This is a genomic window from Enterococcus sp. 3C7_DIV0644 (genome assembly GCF_002141235.1).
Lineage (GTDB): Bacteria > Bacillota > Bacilli > Lactobacillales > Enterococcaceae > Enterococcus_D > Enterococcus_D entomosocium.
Genome location: NZ_NGLK01000001.1, coordinates 869526 through 888161 on the forward strand (window position 1 = coordinate 869526; position 18636 = coordinate 888161).

An 18636-nucleotide genomic window follows, 5' to 3' on the forward strand; every position below is an offset into this window, starting at 1 on the left:
CAATGAGTCCGTTTTTTTAAGTTTTCATGTGTTGATTTGTTAACGAAACGGATTGTAGAAGCGTCCGCCATTAAGGACCATCAAGAACAATCCAAGCGCCACGATCAAACAAACGACAGCAATCGCCAAGAGATCTTTGCCTTGGATCGGCTTAGCTTTCAGCCAGGTACGCTGCTTATGCTTGCCAAACCTTCTTAGCTCCATGGCAGCAGAAATATGGTCGATCCGTTCCAAGCTGGAAAAAATCAAAGGAATCGCGATCGCGACATTGCCTGCCACTCGTTTGCGCAAAGGTGCTTTTTTAGAAAGCTCCACGCCCCGTGCTTGCTGCGCTTTGGCAATGGTTCGAAAATCCTCTTGAATATCAGGGATGTAACGCAAAGCCAGTGCGACTGCATAGGCGATCTTGTAGGAAATCCCGATGCGGTTGATACTGGACGCCAACTCGCTTGGATTAGTGGTAAACAGGAAAATCAACCCTGGCGGAATCGTGACAAAATATTTGATCAACAGATTCAACTCATAAAACACTTGCTCTTGGGTCAATGTATGCCGACCGATCCCTTCGAAAATCACGTGGCGCGTCCCGTAGATCTCCACCCCGTATTCTGGAGCGAAAAGATAGACCGCCACCAAATTCAAAATCGAAAAGAAGATGATAAATTTTAATACAAAAGCGATATCTCGGTAGCGAATTCCAGCACTGGCAAATAGAAAGACCGAAAACAATGCCAGTCCAATAAGAAAACGCGTATCATAAGAGATCATCCCGATAACGGATAGCAGCAAAAAACAAATCAGTTTTGCGGCACCGCTTAATTGGTGGATCCACGTTTTGCGGTCAAGATAGCCGATTAGATTACTCTCCATCGTGTCCCTCCTTCTCGCTGGCAATGAAGGCGGCAGTAAAAGCGGCGGGATCTGTCAACTGGTTAAGGGTCGCCAGTATATACAAGCTAGTTTCTTTAAGGTTCGCGGCACTCACCACTTGTTTGTCTGCTAAAACAACTTCTGGCGGTGCGTCCAGCAAAATCGTTCCTTGCGTCAAAACGATCGTCCGCTGTGTATACTCCAACATCAGGTGCATATCGTGGGTGATCATAACAATCGTTAATCCCCGCTGGTTCAACTCCTGTAAAAATTGCATCATTTCGGTGTAATGGCGATAGTCTTGTCCCGCTGTCGGCTCATCCAATAAAATGAGTTCAGGATCTAAGACGAGGATCGCTGCAATGGCGGCTCGGCGTTTTTGCCCATGACTTAGTGCCGACAATGGCCATGAGCGAAACGGATAAAGACCACAAATTTTCAAGGTCTGATGAACTTTTTCTGTGATTTCAGCCTCTGGGACATTTCGGTTGCGCAAGCCTAAGGCAACTTCGTCAAACAGGAAGTTTTTTGACAGCATTTGATTGCTGTTTTGCAAAACATACCCGATTTTTTGCGCTCGTTCTTTGATGGAATCATTGCCCATGTCTGTTCCTTGCCAAAGCAACTTGCCAGAAGTCGGTGTCAAAAAGCCGGTAATCAAATGGGACAAGGTCGATTTTCCTGCGCCATTATGCCCAACCAAACTAATCATTTCTCCTTGATGGATGGTAAAATCCAGTGCCTGCAAGATTGGTTTGCCCACTTGGTAAGAAAACGATAAATTCTTCGCTTCCAACAACGGCGGCTGTTGGCTAGGAAGTGCCGATTTCGGATATTCCTTTTGAAACCTAGTCAGTTTTTCGGCAATCTCATGTGATGCAAATGCTTCTACCGCGACCAAATCAGCAGCATCGGTCACAGGAACCCCCGCTTTTTTTAAAGCGGCTAAATACAGTGGTTCACGAATGCCGACTTGCTGCAGCATGTCCGTTTTTAATAGTTCATTCGGTGTACTGTCGGTAATGATGCGGCCTTCTTCCATCACGATGATGCGATCGACAGCGGCGGCTAACACTTCTTCTAAGCGATGTTCGATGATGATGGTGGTAAAACGCTTCTCTTGATACAGCTGGTCGATCATTTTGATGGCTTCCACACCTGTTTGCGGATCTAAGTTGGCTAGGGGCTCATCAAATAGTAGAATCGGTGTTTCGTCGATCAAAACACCTGCCATTGAAACACGCTGCTTTTGGCCACCCGATAATTCCTGCGGTTTTTTTGCCAAATGATCCATTAAGTCGGTCTTTTCTGCCCAAACGCGCAGCGTCTCCTGCATCACAGCTTGACTACGCTGATCGTTTTCCAAGGAAAACACGATATCTTCTGCTACGGTCAAACCTACAAATTGGCTATCGGTGTCTTGCAGCACCGTGCCAACGGTCAAAGACAGCTCATAGATGGAAGCTTGCCCAAAGGCATTGGTACCGATCGTCAATGCTCCGGTACTACTACCTTCGTCATTTTGCGGGATCAAACCGTTCAAACATTTTCCTAATGTACTTTTGCCAGAACCGCTAGCACCGACGATCAGGACTTTTTCTCCTTCAAAGATCGTTAGATCGATGTTTTTCAAGGTCGGTTCCGCTTGTGCATCATATTGGAAAGAAAAATTCGTAAATTGAATGATTTTTTGTTTCATTTTTTAGCCTTCACACATTTCTTTGTTTAGGATTCCTTGCTCAAGCTGCCTTTTTTGGTTTTGGTTTGGGCATAGGCTTTTAGCAGGATCACTCCGATTATCCCAGTTACGACTGCGTTGGTCAATCCCGCGATGACTCCTTGCGCAAAGACTTTGTTCGCTGGTTCGCCATAGATCAAAATATCACCGATTGGGGCAATGATCACCCAGACGACCAAATTTGCGATCGATTCACCAATCAAGAAGGTCCGAATTTCTTTAGCGCCAAAGGTTCCTTGCTGGATTGGAATCCAACGAGTCAAAAGTCCGAAGAACACCCCTAAGATCCCAGAGGCGGCGATCCAAGACCACCACGGACCATAAGTCGTCAAATCTCCTAGGGCATGGCCGATAAAGCCCGCTAAACCAGCAACGATTGGACCGTAGACAACGCCTAATAGTGCCAAGAAAGGATAGGCTGTGGCGATATCTGTATTTGGAAAACCAGTTGGAATCGTGACGAAACGTTTTAAGACGAAAAAGACGGCAGCACCGATTCCGATAGCAACAATGTGTTTTACTGTAAATTTTGATTGATTCATTTTTCATTTCTCCTTTTTTTGAGGGTAATTTTCCAATTCGTGCCAGTCCCGATTTTATAGGTTTCAGCAAATGAAGCCAAGTTGAGCCCTAAACCAATATTCAATAGGGAATTGACATATAAGACAGGTTCATTTTCCGACACTTGCGCAAAAGAGCGTCCGAAGCGCACTTCTTCTTGATAACGCAGCGTATCTTGGTAATAAATACTGACGAGCAGCGGCTCATTGTACTGTACCTGCCATTGCTTAAAGAACGTATGGGGAATATTCGTCCACAACGAACCAAAACGAATATCAAGAATATCGATCGTGCCAGTGATCGTTTCTGCTGTTTGGCTTGGCTTTTCAATGGCAAAGACTTGGATCGCTTTTTTAGGTTCGGGTGTTCCTAGCTCATCAAAGCTGATGGCGCCACTGGCGAGACGCGCGGCGTTATACATATAAACATCCCGACCATGAAATGTATGGCTTTCGGCTGATCCTGCCAACCGCTCAGTTGCCTCATTGATCACCCGTAGTTCAGTGATTCCGATATAAGTCGCTAAATAAGTCAGTGTGCCATTATCTGGTGTCAAAACCAACTGTCCGGTCGCCAACTTGGCAACCACACTTCGTCGATCAGACCCTACGCCAGGATCGACCACTGAAACAAAGACCGTTCCTGCCGGCCAATAGGTGACGCTTTGCAGCAGACGATAGCTGGCATCATGAATGTTGTATGGCTCGATCTCATGAGTCAAATCAGCAATGACCAGCTCCGGTGCCACTTGATAAGCTACCCCGTACATCGCATTAACCGCTCCATCTTGCAAACCAAAATCGGTTTGAACCACTAATTTGTGCATTTTTCTCTCCTCCCAACAACCTTTCTCCTTTTTAACAAAACCTGCGCTTGAAACAGCTGACCGTGCAGACACAAAAAAAGCCCTTAGCCAAAGCTAAGGGCATCACCTGCGGTACCACCTTAATCTGCAAAACCTTCACAGGCTTCACCTCATTCAGTACCCGAAAACACTCGGAGACTGTCGCTTGTTAACGGGGCAACCGTATTTTCCTAATTAGTCAGAAAATCCGCTCCAAAGTCATTTTCAAATCATTCGTTGTCGTTCCTTCCCACCTACCGGAACTCTCTGCTAGACAACTTCCTTGATTCTACTTTCTTTTTCATCGCGTTTGCATTTTGTTTCATTTAAATTATCAAAGCTTGTGCCTTTTGTCAATTCTCTTTTAAGAAAAAATTCAAACAGAAGGCATAATTTGTCAAAATATTCACGCAATTCCTAAATTTCGCTCGAAAATTCTTCATATTTTCTCGGTATGATACTTGTATACCAACAAACAACCCTAACACTTTTTCATTTTTACTCCTTCCCGCCAGTCCCCGCTGGCGGGCTCCTTTTTGTCTTCTGACTGTTTTACATGGTTTCACTTTTTCTTGGCGATTTCTTCTCAGAATTCTGTTTGATTCGTCAACTTTTTTTCACATTTACACGCTATTATAAATGCATACCAACAAACAACCCTAACACTTTTTCATTTTTACTCCTATCCCGCCAGTCCCCGCTGGCGGGCTCCTTTTTGTGAGATTGGACTTGCATTTCTTCCTAGAAAGGATTATCTTTATCTTATGCGGAAGTGGCGGAATGGCAGACGCGCACGCTTCAGGCGCGTGTGAGTTTATCTCGTGTGGGTTCAACTCCCATCTTCCGCATTTAGCAGTTCAGCTTTCTGAACTGCTTTTTTTGTTGCAAAAAGCGCATGTTCATCGAATAAACATGCGCTCTTCATTCAGCTATTTTTCTCCTTATTCACTGACATAGGCGGTGCGGAAAAAGAAATGCGCGCCATAGGCTGGGAATTGGATGTCTTTTACATTTGATTTGATCAGATAATTTGAAGCACTCTGGTATAGAGGGACTTGCGCAGCATCTTGTTTCAACAAAATTTCTTCTGCCGCTTTGTAATCTTCAAAATATTGATCGGGGTCATTGGCATGAACGGTGCGAGCATCTTCCGTCAATGCCGTATATTCTTCGTTGACATAGCCGCCGTAGTTAAAGGAAGCGCCATTTTTGTATAAGATAAAGAACATATCCATGTCACTACTTCCAGCGATCCAGCCAGAAACGGAAAGCTCGTAATCACTATTTGCTCTTGATTGATTCAAGCTGGCACGTGGCTGTTTGTTGATGGAGATCGACAAGCCTGGCAAGTTTTCTTGCAGTTGGCTTTGCAAGTACTCCCCGATTTTTTGACCATTGTCATCATCTGTCACTAATAAACGCAACGTCGTACTTTCGCCAATTTCCGCTTGGGCTTTTTCCCACTCTTCCTTGGCCGCCTCTAAATCATACAAGTTGTAATCACCGCTATATGCTCGAAAATCTTCGCCAGTATTTGGATTCGTAGCTAAGCCGGTGGGGACCAGCCCGTTTAAAACTTTCGCTCCATCGTTCAACACATTATCCACGAGACTTTCTTTGTCGATCGCCAACGCGATCGCTTTACGCACATGAACATTTGCCAAGGCATCGTTGGCCGTTTTGTTAAAGTCTAAGAAAAAGTTCGCAACATCATTTTGCGTAACTAGCTCTTCATTGTCTCCATATTGTTGAACGTAGATCCCACTGATTTTTTGCAAATCCAGGTCGCCGCTTTCAAACAATTGGATCCCAGTATTTTCTTCTTTGATGGTGGAGCCTTTGATCTCCTCCAATTGAACGACATCAGCATCATAGTATTGGTCATTTTTCACCAATGTCCACTCATCCCCAGTCTGTTGCCAATCGGTCAAGGTAAAGGGACCAGAATACAGCAAATCTTCACTTGTACGAGCATAGGTATCACCTTTTTCTTCAACAAAGGCTTGGTTTTGCGGTGCCAACCAGCCGATGGAAATCAAGGATAAAAAGGATGGCTGTGGCTGCTCCAACTGCACGATAAAGGTCGCGTCATCTGGGGTCTCCAGACCAATCGTTTCTATATCAGTATTGCCTTCACGAATGTCTTTACTATTAACTACATTATCTAACAAATAGGCGTTAGGTCCCATCGTTGCTGGATCGACTAACTTTTTCCACGCATAAGCAAAGTCAGCTGAAGTGATCGCTTCGCCATTGCTCCACTTCGCATCCTCTCGCAAGGTAAAGGTATAGGTTTTGCCATCTTCACTGATTTCGACTCCTTCTGCCAAGCCCGGAACTGGTTCACTGTTTTCATCGAAACGGTAAAGCCCTTCGAATAAATGTTGAACGATGGTAAATGTTGCTTTATCCGTCGTTTGAGTCGTATCGAGAGTCGTCAGCTCAGCCGGTAGACTCACCGCAATCGCTTGATTCGGCGCTCCGTTAGTTTCAGCCTCTGATCCCTCGGTATTTCCTGTTGTCGTGCAGCCGGAAAGGGTCAACCCAATCACTCCTGCTGCAACCAATAAACGCTTCTTCCAGATCATTTCCATTCTTCCTCCTATGTGATTGCGCAACCAACGCAAGTGTTTTTCATGACGGCAAAAAACGCATTCATCGATAAAAAGAAAAAACCTCATCCCTTTGCTTATCAATTTTGACAAACAAAGGGACGAGATTTTCGTGTTACCACCCTTTTTCGCACCATCCTCACAAATGGCACCTCAACAGTACGCTAAGATACTTGGCACGATAACGGCTGCTTTCCGTCTGATTTGCGTGAACAAATCAGATCACTCAGAGCTCATCTTCACTTTTTTTCTGCTGCCCTTTCTCACCATCCGGGTTCTCTTCTAACAGATTCCAAAGCTACTCTTCTCTTCATCGTCTTTCTTTTTATCTAAAAAACAGGTAAATGACGTTTTTTTGTCTATTTCATGATTGTTATAAAGTATACTATTGGTGTTTTTGGAAGTCAACAAGAATTGCGAATATTCAGTTTTTTATGATTTTTCTGGCAGACCTTTTTTTGCATCTTGCTTGCCTTTCATCACGTTCTTCTCTAGGATAAGAACTAGATAAGCTGTTCTCATTTGTAAAAAGGAGTGTGCCAAAATGAAATTAGCAGAAGCGTTACTTTTAAGACGGGATTTGAACAATCGTCTGTTTCAATTACGTAACGAGATCTCTAGCAGTGTGTTAGTCCAAGAAGGCGATACCTTGGATCGTAGTATCACAGAATTGTTCAAGGAATACGATGAGATCAATCAACAATATTCAGAATTAGTCGTTGCCATCAATCGGAAAAATGCGACTGCCTCTTTAGCAGATAGTGCGTTATTGCTGATGGAAGCACTAGAACAGCGAGAACAGCTGCGCCGCAAGCATGCACTGCTAACGCAAGCACTGGATGAAACCAAAGCAGCTCCCCGAATAGGTCGCAACGAAATTCGACTGGTGCGTACGATCGATACAAAAACGCTAACGGAGCAATTGAATGCGACCGCCAAGCAGCTGCGAGAATTAGATGGAAAGATCCAACAAACCAACTGGCTGGTCGATCTTTAATCAATATGGGTGGGTGTCAAAGGCGAGCACAAAGCAGGTACAGGCTGATATGTACACTATGGAACGTCTGGCAGAGACGTAAACGTAACAACCACTGCTTACGAATCACAATCGTAACAATCACATTGTATTTTTTAGCGACCACGTGCTGATTTGACTGGATGGGAAAAACCCTCTTCTTTTTTGAGAAGAGGGTTGTTTTTATCGTATCCAGTCGTACATGGAGGCGGCTCTTTTACTGCGAAGCCTGCTGCTTGTTACTCACAGCGGAAGGACGCGCCAGAAACGCTTGCCCTTTCTCACTGCTCCAAAACTCCTTCATCAATGCCGTCAATCCCTCTTTGGTTTGATTGACACCAAAGAAAGGACTGCTGGGTTCTAACATGATGCCATTAGCTAAAGCACCGATAGGAAAGGGATCAAAGCCGAAAGCGGCAACGATTTCGGCTGTCTGATCGAGGGCGGTTTGGTCATCACCAGCAATGGCGATGGCTTTTTTGGCAGTTCCTTGAGCAGCCGTTCTCGTCAGCACGGATTCCTCTTGGATGTCGTGGTACCCCATATGATTGAATCCTTTGACTACTTTACTTTGGGAAAAATAGCGTTGCACACGTTCCGAAGAAGTCTGCTCGATGGATGAGTATTCTGTTTCTTTGCCATCGACTTCCCACCAATAATTCATGGCATCGATCACTAGCTTGCCAGCCAATGCTTCTGCCGGCAGCTGTTGGTACTTACTCAATGGGATTGCCAAAATGATCGTTTGGGCTTCTGTCATCACTTCAGCGGCATTTTTTGCGATCGCTCCCGGAGCCAACACAGAAACGGACAAGGCGATTTTTTCTGCTGGCTTCGTACTGGCGATCAAGACCCGATAGCCCGCCTGGGCACCAAGATTTGCGAGCGCTAAGCCTAACTTGCCTGCGCCTAAAATACCGATGGTTTTAGGCATTGCCATCACCTGCTGCCAACAATTCTTTCACCCGTGGAATCACTTTGGTTCCATATAATTCAATCGTTTTGAAACGGTCTTTTTGCAGTTGTCCGCCAGTACCGTATACCAGATCAAAGCGTTCTACTCCGACTTGCGGCATCATACGAGCGATTTTTTGCGCCACGGTTTCTGGACTGCCTACATAATAAGACCCATGTTCGACTTCAAAGTCAAAGCGCTCTTTGCTCATGGCTGGCCAGCCGCGATCAAGACCGATTTTGTCCATGCTCTTTTTGATGTAGTTCCAGCCGATTTCATAGGCTTCTTCATCGGTGTCGGCGATCACACCATGGGAGTGCATGCCGATTGGCAAAATCGGTTGCCCCAGTTGCTGTGCTGCCTTTTTATACAGATCAACATAGGGCGCAAAACGAGCGGGTTCGCCACCGATGATCGCTAACATAACAGGAAACCCATAACGGACGGCACGAATGATCGATTCAGGGGTTCCACCGACACCCACATAGGTATCTAATTGATGCCCCTCAATTTTTGGAAAAACGTCGGCATGTTTTAAGGATTGCGTAAACTTGCCTTCCCAAGTTAATGGTTTGCCTTTTCTCAATTCACTGAACATTGCTGTTTTTTCTTCAAATAGTTCTTCATAATCTTGCAAGTCATAGCCGAATAGAGGAAATGATTCAGTAAAAGATCCTCGTCCCAGCATGATTTGTGCGCGACCGTTCGACAACGCATCAACGGTCGCGAACCGTTCGTAGACCCGCACAGGATCATCCGAACTCAAGACAGTTACACCGGTACCTAATTTGATGGTTTTGGTAACCATTGCTAAAGCCGCTAGTACCGTATCAGGACTTGAGATCGAATATTCTTCCCGATGGTGCTCCCCTAAGGCAATGACATCGATGCCGACTTCATCGGCTAATTTTCCTTCTGCTACGATATTGCGCAACGATTCGCTGTAACTGATTCGTTCTTTCGTTGTATCATCAAAGGCTAGATCGCCAAAAGTATCTAACCCAAATTCAAGATTTCTGTGATTGATGGTCATTTTCTTTTCCTCATTTCTCATTACTGATTCTCTGTTCTCACTATAACAAGGAACAAAAAAAGTTGCGAACAATATGCTTACTTTTTGTAAGTTAACGATTTTAAAGCGAAAAAAACACTTTCCCGAACAAAAATTCAGGAAAGTGTTTGGTCTTTAAAGATAGATCCCCTTACGATGGAGATTCACTAAGCATTCTTCCAAGTATGCTTCATCATGTTCTGGATAGATCGGCGTAGTCAAAGGGACGGCTTGAACGGATGATTCCAGCGGCAGATTTTTGCCACGATACGCCGGATCGTACCATTCAGGTGCTGGCCGATAGCCTCGACGAGTCATTTCATCCAGCACTAACTGATGGTATTGAAACAATTTATAGGGTGGATGAGTAAAAACGTAATCGACGGTTGCATGCTTCTTGCCCCAGCCTAACCCTCGTAAGGCTGCTGCTTCACGATGCTGGCCTAACAGCTGCTGCCGAGGCAAAGCAGGTATCAGTGCTTCATGCCATAAGCGCATCGGTTCAGCCTCCTTTATTCTGCGTCTTGGCTGATGAAATTGTCTTGATTTTCAATAACGATCTTGCCGACCGCATGATGTGTCTCACTCAATGTGTGGGCATCGTAAATTCCTTGTGCCGTCAATGGGAAGGTTGCACCGATGACACTGTTGACTTTTTCTGCTTCGATCAGCTCTGTCAATTCTGCCAATTGTTTGCCGTTGGTTCGTAACCAAACTGCTTTGGCGAAGATGTCTTTTTCTTTTGCCAAGTCTTCGTCTTCAATACTCAAAATCGAGATCAGACGGCCCTTAGGTTTTAAGACAGTGAAACTTTTCTTCTGGGTGTCGCCCCCCATCGTATCAAAGACCAAATCGATGTCTTGCAAGACTTCTTCAAAATCTGTCGTGTGGTAATCGATGATCTCATCGGCACCAAGTTTTTGCAATAACTCATGGTTACGTGGACTAGCCGTCGTGATGACGTAAGCGCCAACTGCTTTGGCCAGTTGGATCGCATAGGTACCAACTCCGCCTGCTCCGGCATGGATCAAGACTTTTTCCCCTTCTTTTAAACGACCGTGTTCAAACAACGCTTGGTAAGCAGTCAAACCAGCTAATGGCACTGCAGCTGCTTCTGCGTAGTTTTGGTTTTCTGGTTTAATCGCTGCTAACTCAGCATCCACGATGGCATAATCAGCATACGTCCCAAAACGAGTCGTTTCAGGGCGGGCATAGATTGCATCACCAACTTTGAATTCTGTCACGTCAGCGCCTATTTCTACGATATCCCCTGCGACATCCCATCCTAAAATAATTGGGAAGTCCCATGGAAACATTTGTTTCAAATAGCCTTCTCTTAATTTCCAATCGATTGGGTTGATGGATGTTGCGGCAACTTTGACTAATAATTGAGTTGCTTTTAATTCTGGTAATTGGACCGTTGCTTCTTTTAATTGGTCTTTTCCACCATAGGCTTCAATAACGACAGCACGTGTTTCCATTGATGCTTCACTCCTTACATTCATTCTTCATCAAAGAGAGGTTCCTGTTTTTCCATCCCTTGATTTCTCACTTCCCTAGCTTAGGCAAAAGGAAGAAATTTGACAAATGATATGTTTGGAAACTGCCGCAGCCACCTGGCCATTCCTCCTGCTAAGCCTTGAAAGAAACGGGTTTATTTTTTCTTCATTTTTTTATTGCCTTTTCTTTAAAAATCAATTACGCTACTCAAGAAATACGAAATTGTAAAGAAAGAAGGAATTGATGAATTGAAAAGGTTGTGGGTATTTTTTGGCGGTGTGATCGGCATCACCGCATTGCTGTTTTTCGGTGCTTCGGTGTTAACGAAAGAATCGGGGGCAGCAACGTCGTCCGACAAAAATACAGTGATTATTTACAATTGGGGCGAATATATTGACCCCGAATTGATCAAAACATTCGAAACTGAGACTGGTTACTCAGTGATTTATAATACATTTGACTCCAACGAAGCGATGGAAACAAAAATCAAACAAGGCGGCTCACGCTATGATTTGGTTTTCCCTAGCGAATCGATCATTCCGAAAATGATCGAAGAAGGACTGTTAGTGCCTTTAGATCATCAGAAATTGACGGGAACGGAAGATCTGTCGCCTTTTTTGATGGATCAAGCCTTTGATCCAAACAATACCTATTCGATCCCCTATTTTTGGGGCACGATCGGGATCATGGCAAATACTGAAGAAGTCGATGTTTCTTCGATCCATGGCTGGGGGGATTTATGGAACCCTGCATTTAAAAATGATGTATTGATGGTGGATGGTGCTCGCGAAACCTTAGGAATCGCGTTACAGACGCTCGGTCTTTCCCAAAATGAAAAAGACCCGACCAAAGTCGCCAAAGCCTTGAAGAAGCTGGAAAGTATCCGTCCCAATGTCAAAGCAGTTTTGACCGACGAGATCAAAACCTTGATGATCAACAACGATGCCCCTTTAGGAATCGGGTATTCGGGCGATGCCGCTTATGTGATGGCGGAAAATCCTGCCGTCACCTATATCGTTCCCAATGACGGCGGTGCGATTTGGACAGACAATTTTGCGATCCCGAAAACCGTTGGTAATCTTGAAGGAGCCTACGCCTTCATCAATTTTATGCTCCGCCCAGAAAATGCCGCACAAAATGCCGAATACGTAGGCTATGCCACGCCGAGTGAAACGGCCAAAGCCATGCTGCCGGCTGAACTGACTGCTGACAAAGCTTTCTACCCTGAGCCAAGTGCGATGGAACAAATGGAACATTATGAATACTTAGGAAAAGAAGCGGTTGAGCTTTACAACGACCTTTTCCTTGAATGGAAGTTGGGATTATAATTGTCACTATTACTAAAATCTGAACACATCTTTGATACCAAAACGAAAACGACTTTTGCGGGCTTTCTCCTGATAGAAGACCAGAAAATCACGGCTGTGGGTCCTCTTTCAGCGCTGCCAACACTTGCTGAAGACACCCAGGTCATTGATCTCAAAGAACAAATGATCATCCCGGGCTTTATTGATGCTCATGTTCATTTTTATCTTTCCGCATTACTCCATCAAGGGGCACTGACCCATCTTACGGGAGTGACAGAAGAAGCCGTTGCCCAGCAAGTGCCCGCGCTGCCCATCACCCATGGATGGAAAATCGGCATCGGCTGGTTCAGCAGTGATTTCGGTCAGCAAATCTACCCAACGAAAGATTCGATCGACAACTATTGTGCCGACACGCCTGTCATGCTGATTTCCGGTGATGCCCACAGCATTTGGTTGAATAGCCAAGGGATCGCTGCTTTAGGGATCACACCTGAGAACTTGCCAACGGGGATCAGCGGGGAGGCATTGCTTGACGAAAACAGCGGACAATTAAGCGGCTGCTTTTTAGAAGCGATCGCCATTCATTATTTAGCAAAGGTCTTACAGTCATTCCAAGCGCAAAGCCCTGCTGCGTTTTTGACCTATATGAAACAGCTCAATCAATACGGCATCACGACGATCGGCGATGTTGCCTTGACAGGAGAAAGCTGGGACGATTTGGTCTACCCCAATCTTTATCGACAAACGGAAGCAGAAGCGACCTTGCGCGCTGTCTTTTATCCAGCCATGCGAGAAGACATCACACAACTAAAAGAAACTTACCGTACGTATCGCTCCGAAAAAGTACAAATGGGCGGCGTCAAACAATTTTTTGACGGCGTGACGAGTACTCACACCGCTTTTTTAAAAGCGGAATATGAAACACCGTATTTTGCTGGTGATGTCGGGATGCCGTTGATCGATGTTCAACGGATGCGCCGCTTTATATTACAAGCTAACCAGCAAGACTGGCCGATGCGCATCCATACCATCGGTGATGAAGCGATTCGACAAGCACTCCTCTTTTATCAAGAAAGTGCTGCTGCTCACCCGCTTTCTAAAGGAAAAGCCAATACCTTGGAACACTTGGAAGTGATGGATGCCGCCGATTTGCCACTAGTTCGCCAAGAACAACTGGTACTCTCCGTACAGCCTAGCCATTTATTAGTCGGTTATGAGACCCTCGATGAAGAAGTAGGACCTCAGCGTGCCAGTCAAATGTTTCCTTTTCAATCCTTTCTAGAGCAAGGTGCCACCTTGGCTTTTGGGACTGATACGCCGGTCGTGATCGACGTGCCCCCTTTAGACTCGCTGTATTATGCGGTTGCTCGGCAAGAAAAAAATGGCCAGCCAGCAGGCGGATTGATGCCACAGGAAAAAATCACCATCGCCGATGCCCTCTATGCCCACACCGCAGGCGCCGCCAAAGCCTTGAGTCGGCAAGATATCGGTCAATTAGAAGTTGGCTGTTTAGCCGATCTTTGTATTTTGTCACAAAACATCTTGCCTTTAACTGCCGAAGAATTGCTTCAAACGACCGTTGAAGCCACCGTATTTGATGGACGATTTGTTTATCGGGGCAACTAACATGAACCCCTGATATGGACCACGCGTGTTTTACGCGTGGTTTTTGTTTTGTACGCGCTGAAATTGATACGCAAAAAAACTCCAGCACTTGTACACCGCAAGTACTGGAGTATTTAATCATAAGCCGTTTCGTTCAATCACTTTTTGATACCAATAGAAACTGTCTTTTTTCTTTCTATCTAAAGTCCCTGTCCCGTCGTCATATTTATCCACAAAAATGATGCCATACCTTTTTTTCATTTCTCCTGTAGAAGCACTGACAATATCAACGGCACTCCAAATCGTGTAACCAATCAACTCGACACCATCATCGATGGCTTTCTCCATTTCAGCAATATGCTTTTCTAAATAATCGATGCGATAATCATCATGAATCTGTCCATCTTCAGCAACAGTTTCTGAAACCCCGATCCCATTTTCCACGATCATCAATGGCAGTTGGTAGCGATCATAAATATCATTCAACGCAATTCTCAATCCTACTGGATCAATCATCGCATTCCATTCCGTCTGCTCTAGATAAGGATTATTTACGCCTGAACCGCCAATCATACTGTGCCCATTTTTGGTAACTTTCTCATCTGCAGAGACACAAAGTGTTAGATAGTAACTAAACGTGTAGTAATCCACTGTTCCCTTAGCTAGGATCGCTTGATCTTCTGGTGCAAACTCGATTGCAAAGCCATGATCAGCAAAATATTTCTTTGCATAATAAGGATATTTCCCTGTGACCTGCACATCGCCACAAAATTTCGAGTGCATATTTTCTTCTTGTTTGGCTAGTAATACATCATTTGGATGGCTAGTATAAGGATAGCGTGGCATATAAGAAATCATACAGCCGATTTTCAGGTCTGGATAATGCTCATGTCCGTAAGCGACAACCTTTGCACTGGCAACAAATTGATGATGCAGGGCTTGGTAGCGTTGCTGTAGATTATCCGGCTGATTGATAAATTCAGATTCACCAACTTGCAGTCCCAGTGATAAAAAGTTTCCGATACTTAAGGTGGCCGTGTTGATTTCATTAAAAGTGATCCAATAGTTTACTTTTTCGTGATAGCGTTCAAACAACACCGCCGCATATCTCGCATAAAAGTCGATCACTTCACGACTCGCCCAACCATTGTATTCTTGGCTCAAATATGCGGGAACATCAAAATGAGCAATGGTTACAATTGGTTCAATCCCGTACTTCCGACACTCGTCAAACACGCGATCATAAAAGGCCAGGCCTTCTTCATTCGGTTCAGCGTCGTTGCCCTTGGGAAAAATCCGGGTCCAGTTGATAGACATGCGGAAAGCTTTAAATCCAGCTTCTGCAAACAATGCAATATCTTCTTGATAATGATGATAAAAATCAGTTGCTTCGTGGCTTGGATACAACAACTCTTCTTCAATTTTTGCTGTGATTTTCCGAGAAGTCGTATGGCTGCCACCGCTGATCAAGTCAGCACAAGCGAGCCCTTTTCCGCCCTCATTATAGCCGCCTTCATATTGGTTTGCCGCCGAAGCGCCGCCCCATAAAAAATGTTTTGGGAAACTCATTGCTGTCATCCTTTCTTCTTTCTAATGGTTAAAAAATGGCTAATAACTGATCGCCAGCTTTAATTTCTTGATTTTGGGCAAGTGCCACAACATCTAAGAAGTCTGCCGTATTGGTAACAGTGATCATAACGGTATCTTCATACCCTGCCTGAGCGATTTTTTCTGCATCAAAGTGCAATAATGTTTCTCCCATAGTGATTTGATCACCTTCATTGACTAGTCGTTCAAAGGCACTTCCTTGCATATTCACCGTATCAATACCGATGTGGATCAGAAGTTCAATCCCCTCGGTACTGGTAAGTCCAATCGCATGATTTCCTGGAAAAACGGCAGAAACCTGTCCCGTAAATGGGGCAATCACCTGTTGATCTTGTGGCTTAACAGCAATTCCTTTGCCTAATGCCAATGAAGCAAACGCCTGATCATTGGTTTCTGTCAATGGAACGGCAGTTCCTTTTAAAGGTGATAATACAATTTTTTCAATCGCTGATTGTTCTTTCTTCGTTTCAGAAGAAACATCAGTTGCTTTGGCTGTCACATCTTGCGCTCCAGATTTGACTGCTTGCGGCTGATTATTATTAGGAAAATCTGCATCTTTGACCATGACCCAGGTGTAAGCAAAGGCAATCGCAAAAGTAATCAACGAGCCGATCAGCGCATGAAACACACTGCTGTATGATGGAAGCGCCACAAATGAAGCAATGACTACTGGCGTATTGATTTTCATCAAACCAAAATAAAGTCCCCCAGCAGCACCCCCAAGGATCATTCCGACAATCGGTTTTTTCAGACGTAAGGTTACTCCGTACAAAGCAGGTTCAGACACACCCATCAAGGCAGTAATTGCCGATGAAAAACTCACTTGTTTAAATTCCGTATCCTTAGCTTTGATTCCAGCCGCTAAACAAATCGCTGCTTCGGCAGCCAATCCAAGCAGCATACCAGGGACGATCAAATCATCATACCCGTACGTTGCCAAAGAAGTTAATAAAATAGGGGTCAGCGTCGTGTGCATGCCCGTCATTACTAGCAATTGAGCAAAGGCACCCATAAACAAGACGGCTAACGGACCAAAATTGTTTGTTAAGTAGTTCAAAAACTGTGACACATAGTTGCCGATCGTCACACCTAATGGTCCGATTAGCAATAGAGCCAGCGGTGTGATCACGATGATGGCGATCAATGGACGTAGAATAAATTTGACACTGTTCGGTAAAATCCGATCGGCGAACCGATAGACATAAGACATAACCCAGACACTTAATAAAACTGGCAAAACGGAGGCATTGTAGCTCACATTCGGTACGAGCAATCCAAATAATGTGATTCCTCCTTCTTGGCTAAGAAGGGCCGTCAATCCTGGCATCACAAAAATCGCTCCGACGTAGCTTCCTAAGAAAGGATCAATTTTCAATCGTTTGGCCACAGAATTTCCTAAATAAACGGGAATGAAAAAGAAGGCTGCTTGCGATACTTGATACAATATGAGATACGTATCGTCAGTTGCAGCTAAAATTCCTGATAACTCCAATAGTGAAAGGACCACTTGCAGCATTCCTCCAGCTGCTATGATTGCAATCATCGGTGTAAAACAGCCTGCGATAAAGTCAAGGAGTCGTGAGATGATCGATTGATCGCTACTGCTTTGATCAGCCGTCGTTTCTGTCGTCGGTAGTTGAGCGTATACACTCGATACATCTGGCCCAATAATCACTTGGTATTGACCATTTCCCTGAACGAGTCCAGTCACTCCTTTTAACTGTTTGATTGCTTCACTGTCAGCTTTTTTGTCGTCGGCCAGCGTGAAACGCAGTCTTGTTGCACAATGGGTCACGTGCTGGATATTTTTACCACCGCCGACATTTTCATAAATTTCATTGGCTAGTTGTTTATAGTCCATTGTTTTTCTCCCTTTCTCCTTGTTCCGTCAATTTCTGGATATGGAGTGATAGATAAATTTCTTCATTTTCTGAGATGTTGATATCATACGTATTTTTGATATAAACCTTGATTTTTTCCACACAGTGAAACGCTTGCGGATACATCTTCTCAATTTGTGCATAGAGCGTCGACGCTTCATAGCTGGGAAGTGTATGATTGATCACATTTTGTGCAAAATAGTGCAGATGCGTGACAAAGCGAGAATAATGGAAACTATTCTCATCAAAATTTTGTTTGTACTCATACTTTACGATCGTCAGTACGTCTTCTATAAATTTCGCGATTTGATTGGTAACCGCCATATCCTTCTTTTGTGATTGGACATTTACAAAATGCAATGCGATGGAGATCGCTTCTTCTGTTGGTACATCGATCGTTAGTTCTTGCTCCATAAGTTGGACAGCATACACCCCAATGGCATATTCATCGGGATAAAATCGCCGAATATCCCATTGCAAAGGACTATGAAAAGTCATTTGCTGCTTGATACGATGAACAGTGAAATCAATATGATCCAGCAAAGTCAAATAAATATAGTCGCTGACTGCTAAGCGATAATTCTGTTTGGCATAAGCCACGATTTTAGCAACGATCGCTACGTATTTCGGATCGCACTTTCCTAATTGATAGCTAAAATGTTCCAACATTGCGTGAGTATCCAATACAAAAATCTTTTCAAAATCTTGTTCTTCTACATCATCTCCTACCTTCTTATTGAAGCTGATGCCTGTAGAAAATCCGATAATTTCATTGCTGCCTTTCTTTAGTAAGACAACATTATTATTTAAAAACTTCTTTATTTTCATGATTTCCTCCACCTTAAAAACACTAAAAAACCTCATACTCCACCCTTGGTGGAATATGAGGTTTGCCTTCTTACAGTAACACGCCTCTTGGTCACAGCACTTCTGTAACCGTTATCTAATTACATCGGTATCATAGCACTTCAAAAAAAACTTGTCAATCGCTTCCTTAAATTTTTTCGCACGATCGTTAAGCCCCCGTTGAGCTTCTCACAAAAGCTATTTTTGTCAGACTGGTGTTTTAAGAACAACTTTTGCTTTTTTT

At 44.3% G+C, this 18636-nt stretch carries 15 protein-coding genes, 1 tRNA gene and 2 other annotated features; of the genes, 4 read left to right on the plus strand and 12 right to left on the minus strand.

The window, feature by feature from the left end; all coding sequences use genetic code 11:
* Positions 1–39: 39 nt before the first annotated feature.
* The 4 genes from A5877_RS04125 to A5877_RS04140 are packed head-to-tail and all read right to left on the minus strand — an operon-like array spanning position 40 to position 3995.
* Positions 40–870: an energy-coupling factor transporter transmembrane protein EcfT gene (locus tag A5877_RS04125; RefSeq protein WP_086316429.1), complete on the minus strand. Its 831-nt coding sequence runs from the start codon at positions 868–870 to the stop codon at positions 40–42.
* Positions 860–2569 carry an ABC transporter ATP-binding protein gene (locus A5877_RS04130; protein ID WP_086316430.1) on the minus strand — a complete coding sequence of 570 codons (1710 nt, stop codon included), beginning with the start codon at positions 2567–2569 and terminating at the stop codon, positions 860–862. The genes A5877_RS04125 and A5877_RS04130 overlap by 11 nt, the downstream gene beginning before the upstream one ends.
* A 26-nt stretch (positions 2570–2595) precedes the next feature.
* Positions 2596–3150: an ECF-type riboflavin transporter substrate-binding protein gene (locus A5877_RS04135; protein WP_005234545.1), complete on the minus strand. Its 555-nt coding sequence runs from the start codon at positions 3148–3150 to the stop codon at positions 2596–2598.
* Positions 3147–3995: an S-adenosyl-l-methionine hydroxide adenosyltransferase family protein gene (locus tag A5877_RS04140; protein ID WP_008379156.1), complete on the minus strand. Its 849-nt coding sequence runs from the start codon at positions 3993–3995 to the stop codon at positions 3147–3149. Before A5877_RS04140 ends, A5877_RS04135 begins: the two co-directional genes overlap by 4 nt.
* Before the next feature lie 92 nt (positions 3996–4087).
* Positions 4088–4327, minus strand: a binding site (T-box leader).
* A 452-nt stretch (positions 4328–4779) separates the two neighbouring features.
* Between A5877_RS04140 and A5877_RS04145 the strand changes: the two genes are divergently transcribed.
* A tRNA-Leu gene (locus A5877_RS04145) sits at positions 4780–4861 on the plus strand.
* Positions 4862–4954: 93 nt separating this feature from the next.
* Here the strand turns inward: A5877_RS04145 and A5877_RS04150 are convergent.
* Entirely contained in the window at positions 4955–6607 is a 1653-nt protein-coding gene (locus A5877_RS04150; protein WP_086316431.1) for a peptide ABC transporter substrate-binding protein, read from the minus strand.
* A 112-nt stretch (positions 6608–6719) separates the two neighbouring features.
* Positions 6720–6948 (minus strand) — a binding site (T-box leader).
* Between the two features lie 221 nt (positions 6949–7169).
* On the opposite strand from A5877_RS04150, the gene A5877_RS04155 reads away from it, so the two are divergent.
* A complete protein-coding gene (locus A5877_RS04155; protein ID WP_005234539.1) occupies positions 7170–7622 on the plus strand; it encodes a DIP1984 family protein in 453 nt (150 codons plus the stop codon).
* Positions 7623–7857: 235 nt separating this feature from the next.
* On the opposite strand, the gene A5877_RS04160 is transcribed toward A5877_RS04155, so the two are convergent.
* The 4 genes from A5877_RS04160 to A5877_RS04175 form a co-directional block, all read right to left on the minus strand.
* Positions 7858–8574 (minus strand): NADPH-dependent F420 reductase, encoded by a 717-nt coding sequence (locus A5877_RS04160; RefSeq protein WP_086316432.1) that lies wholly within the window; start codon positions 8572–8574, stop codon positions 7858–7860.
* Positions 8567–9628, minus strand: coding sequence for an LLM class flavin-dependent oxidoreductase (locus A5877_RS04165; RefSeq protein ID WP_008379161.1), 1062 nt, complete (start codon positions 9626–9628; stop codon positions 8567–8569). The genes A5877_RS04160 and A5877_RS04165 overlap by 8 nt, the downstream gene beginning before the upstream one ends.
* A gap of 153 nt (positions 9629–9781) precedes the next feature.
* Positions 9782–10144, minus strand: coding sequence for a TIGR02328 family protein (locus tag A5877_RS04170; RefSeq protein ID WP_016613668.1), 363 nt, complete (start codon positions 10142–10144; stop codon positions 9782–9784).
* 14 nt (positions 10145–10158) lie between these two features.
* Positions 10159–11127: an NADP-dependent oxidoreductase gene (locus A5877_RS04175; protein ID WP_061054439.1), complete on the minus strand. Its 969-nt coding sequence runs from the start codon at positions 11125–11127 to the stop codon at positions 10159–10161.
* 267 nt (positions 11128–11394) lie between these two features.
* Here A5877_RS04175 and A5877_RS04180 point away from each other — a divergent pair, with 267 nt between their 5' ends.
* Together A5877_RS04180 and A5877_RS04185 are read left to right on the plus strand one after the other, a co-directional pair.
* Positions 11395–12474 (plus strand): PotD/PotF family extracellular solute-binding protein, encoded by a 1080-nt coding sequence (locus A5877_RS04180; protein ID WP_061054440.1) that lies wholly within the window; start codon positions 11395–11397, stop codon positions 12472–12474.
* Positions 12475–14079, plus strand: coding sequence for an amidohydrolase (locus tag A5877_RS04185; RefSeq protein WP_086316433.1), 1605 nt, complete (start codon positions 12475–12477; stop codon positions 14077–14079).
* Between the two features lie 117 nt (positions 14080–14196).
* Here the strand turns inward: A5877_RS04185 and A5877_RS04190 are convergent, their stop codons facing one another.
* From A5877_RS04190 to A5877_RS04200, 3 genes are read right to left on the minus strand one after another with little or no spacing between them, the layout of a single operon-like run.
* Positions 14197–15627 carry a glycoside hydrolase family 1 protein gene (locus A5877_RS04190; RefSeq protein ID WP_086316434.1) on the minus strand — a complete coding sequence of 477 codons (1431 nt, stop codon included), beginning with the start codon at positions 15625–15627 and terminating at the stop codon, positions 14197–14199.
* A gap of 28 nt (positions 15628–15655) precedes the next feature.
* The gene (locus A5877_RS04195; protein WP_086316435.1) at positions 15656–17527 is read right to left on the minus strand and encodes a beta-glucoside-specific PTS transporter subunit IIABC; all 1872 of its coding nucleotides are present in this window, start codon (positions 17525–17527) and stop codon (positions 15656–15658) included.
* Entirely contained in the window at positions 17517–18374 is an 858-nt protein-coding gene (locus A5877_RS04200; protein WP_034872360.1) for a PRD domain-containing protein, read from the minus strand. Before A5877_RS04200 ends, A5877_RS04195 begins: the two co-directional genes overlap by 11 nt.
* Positions 18375–18636: the final 262 nt, after the last annotated feature.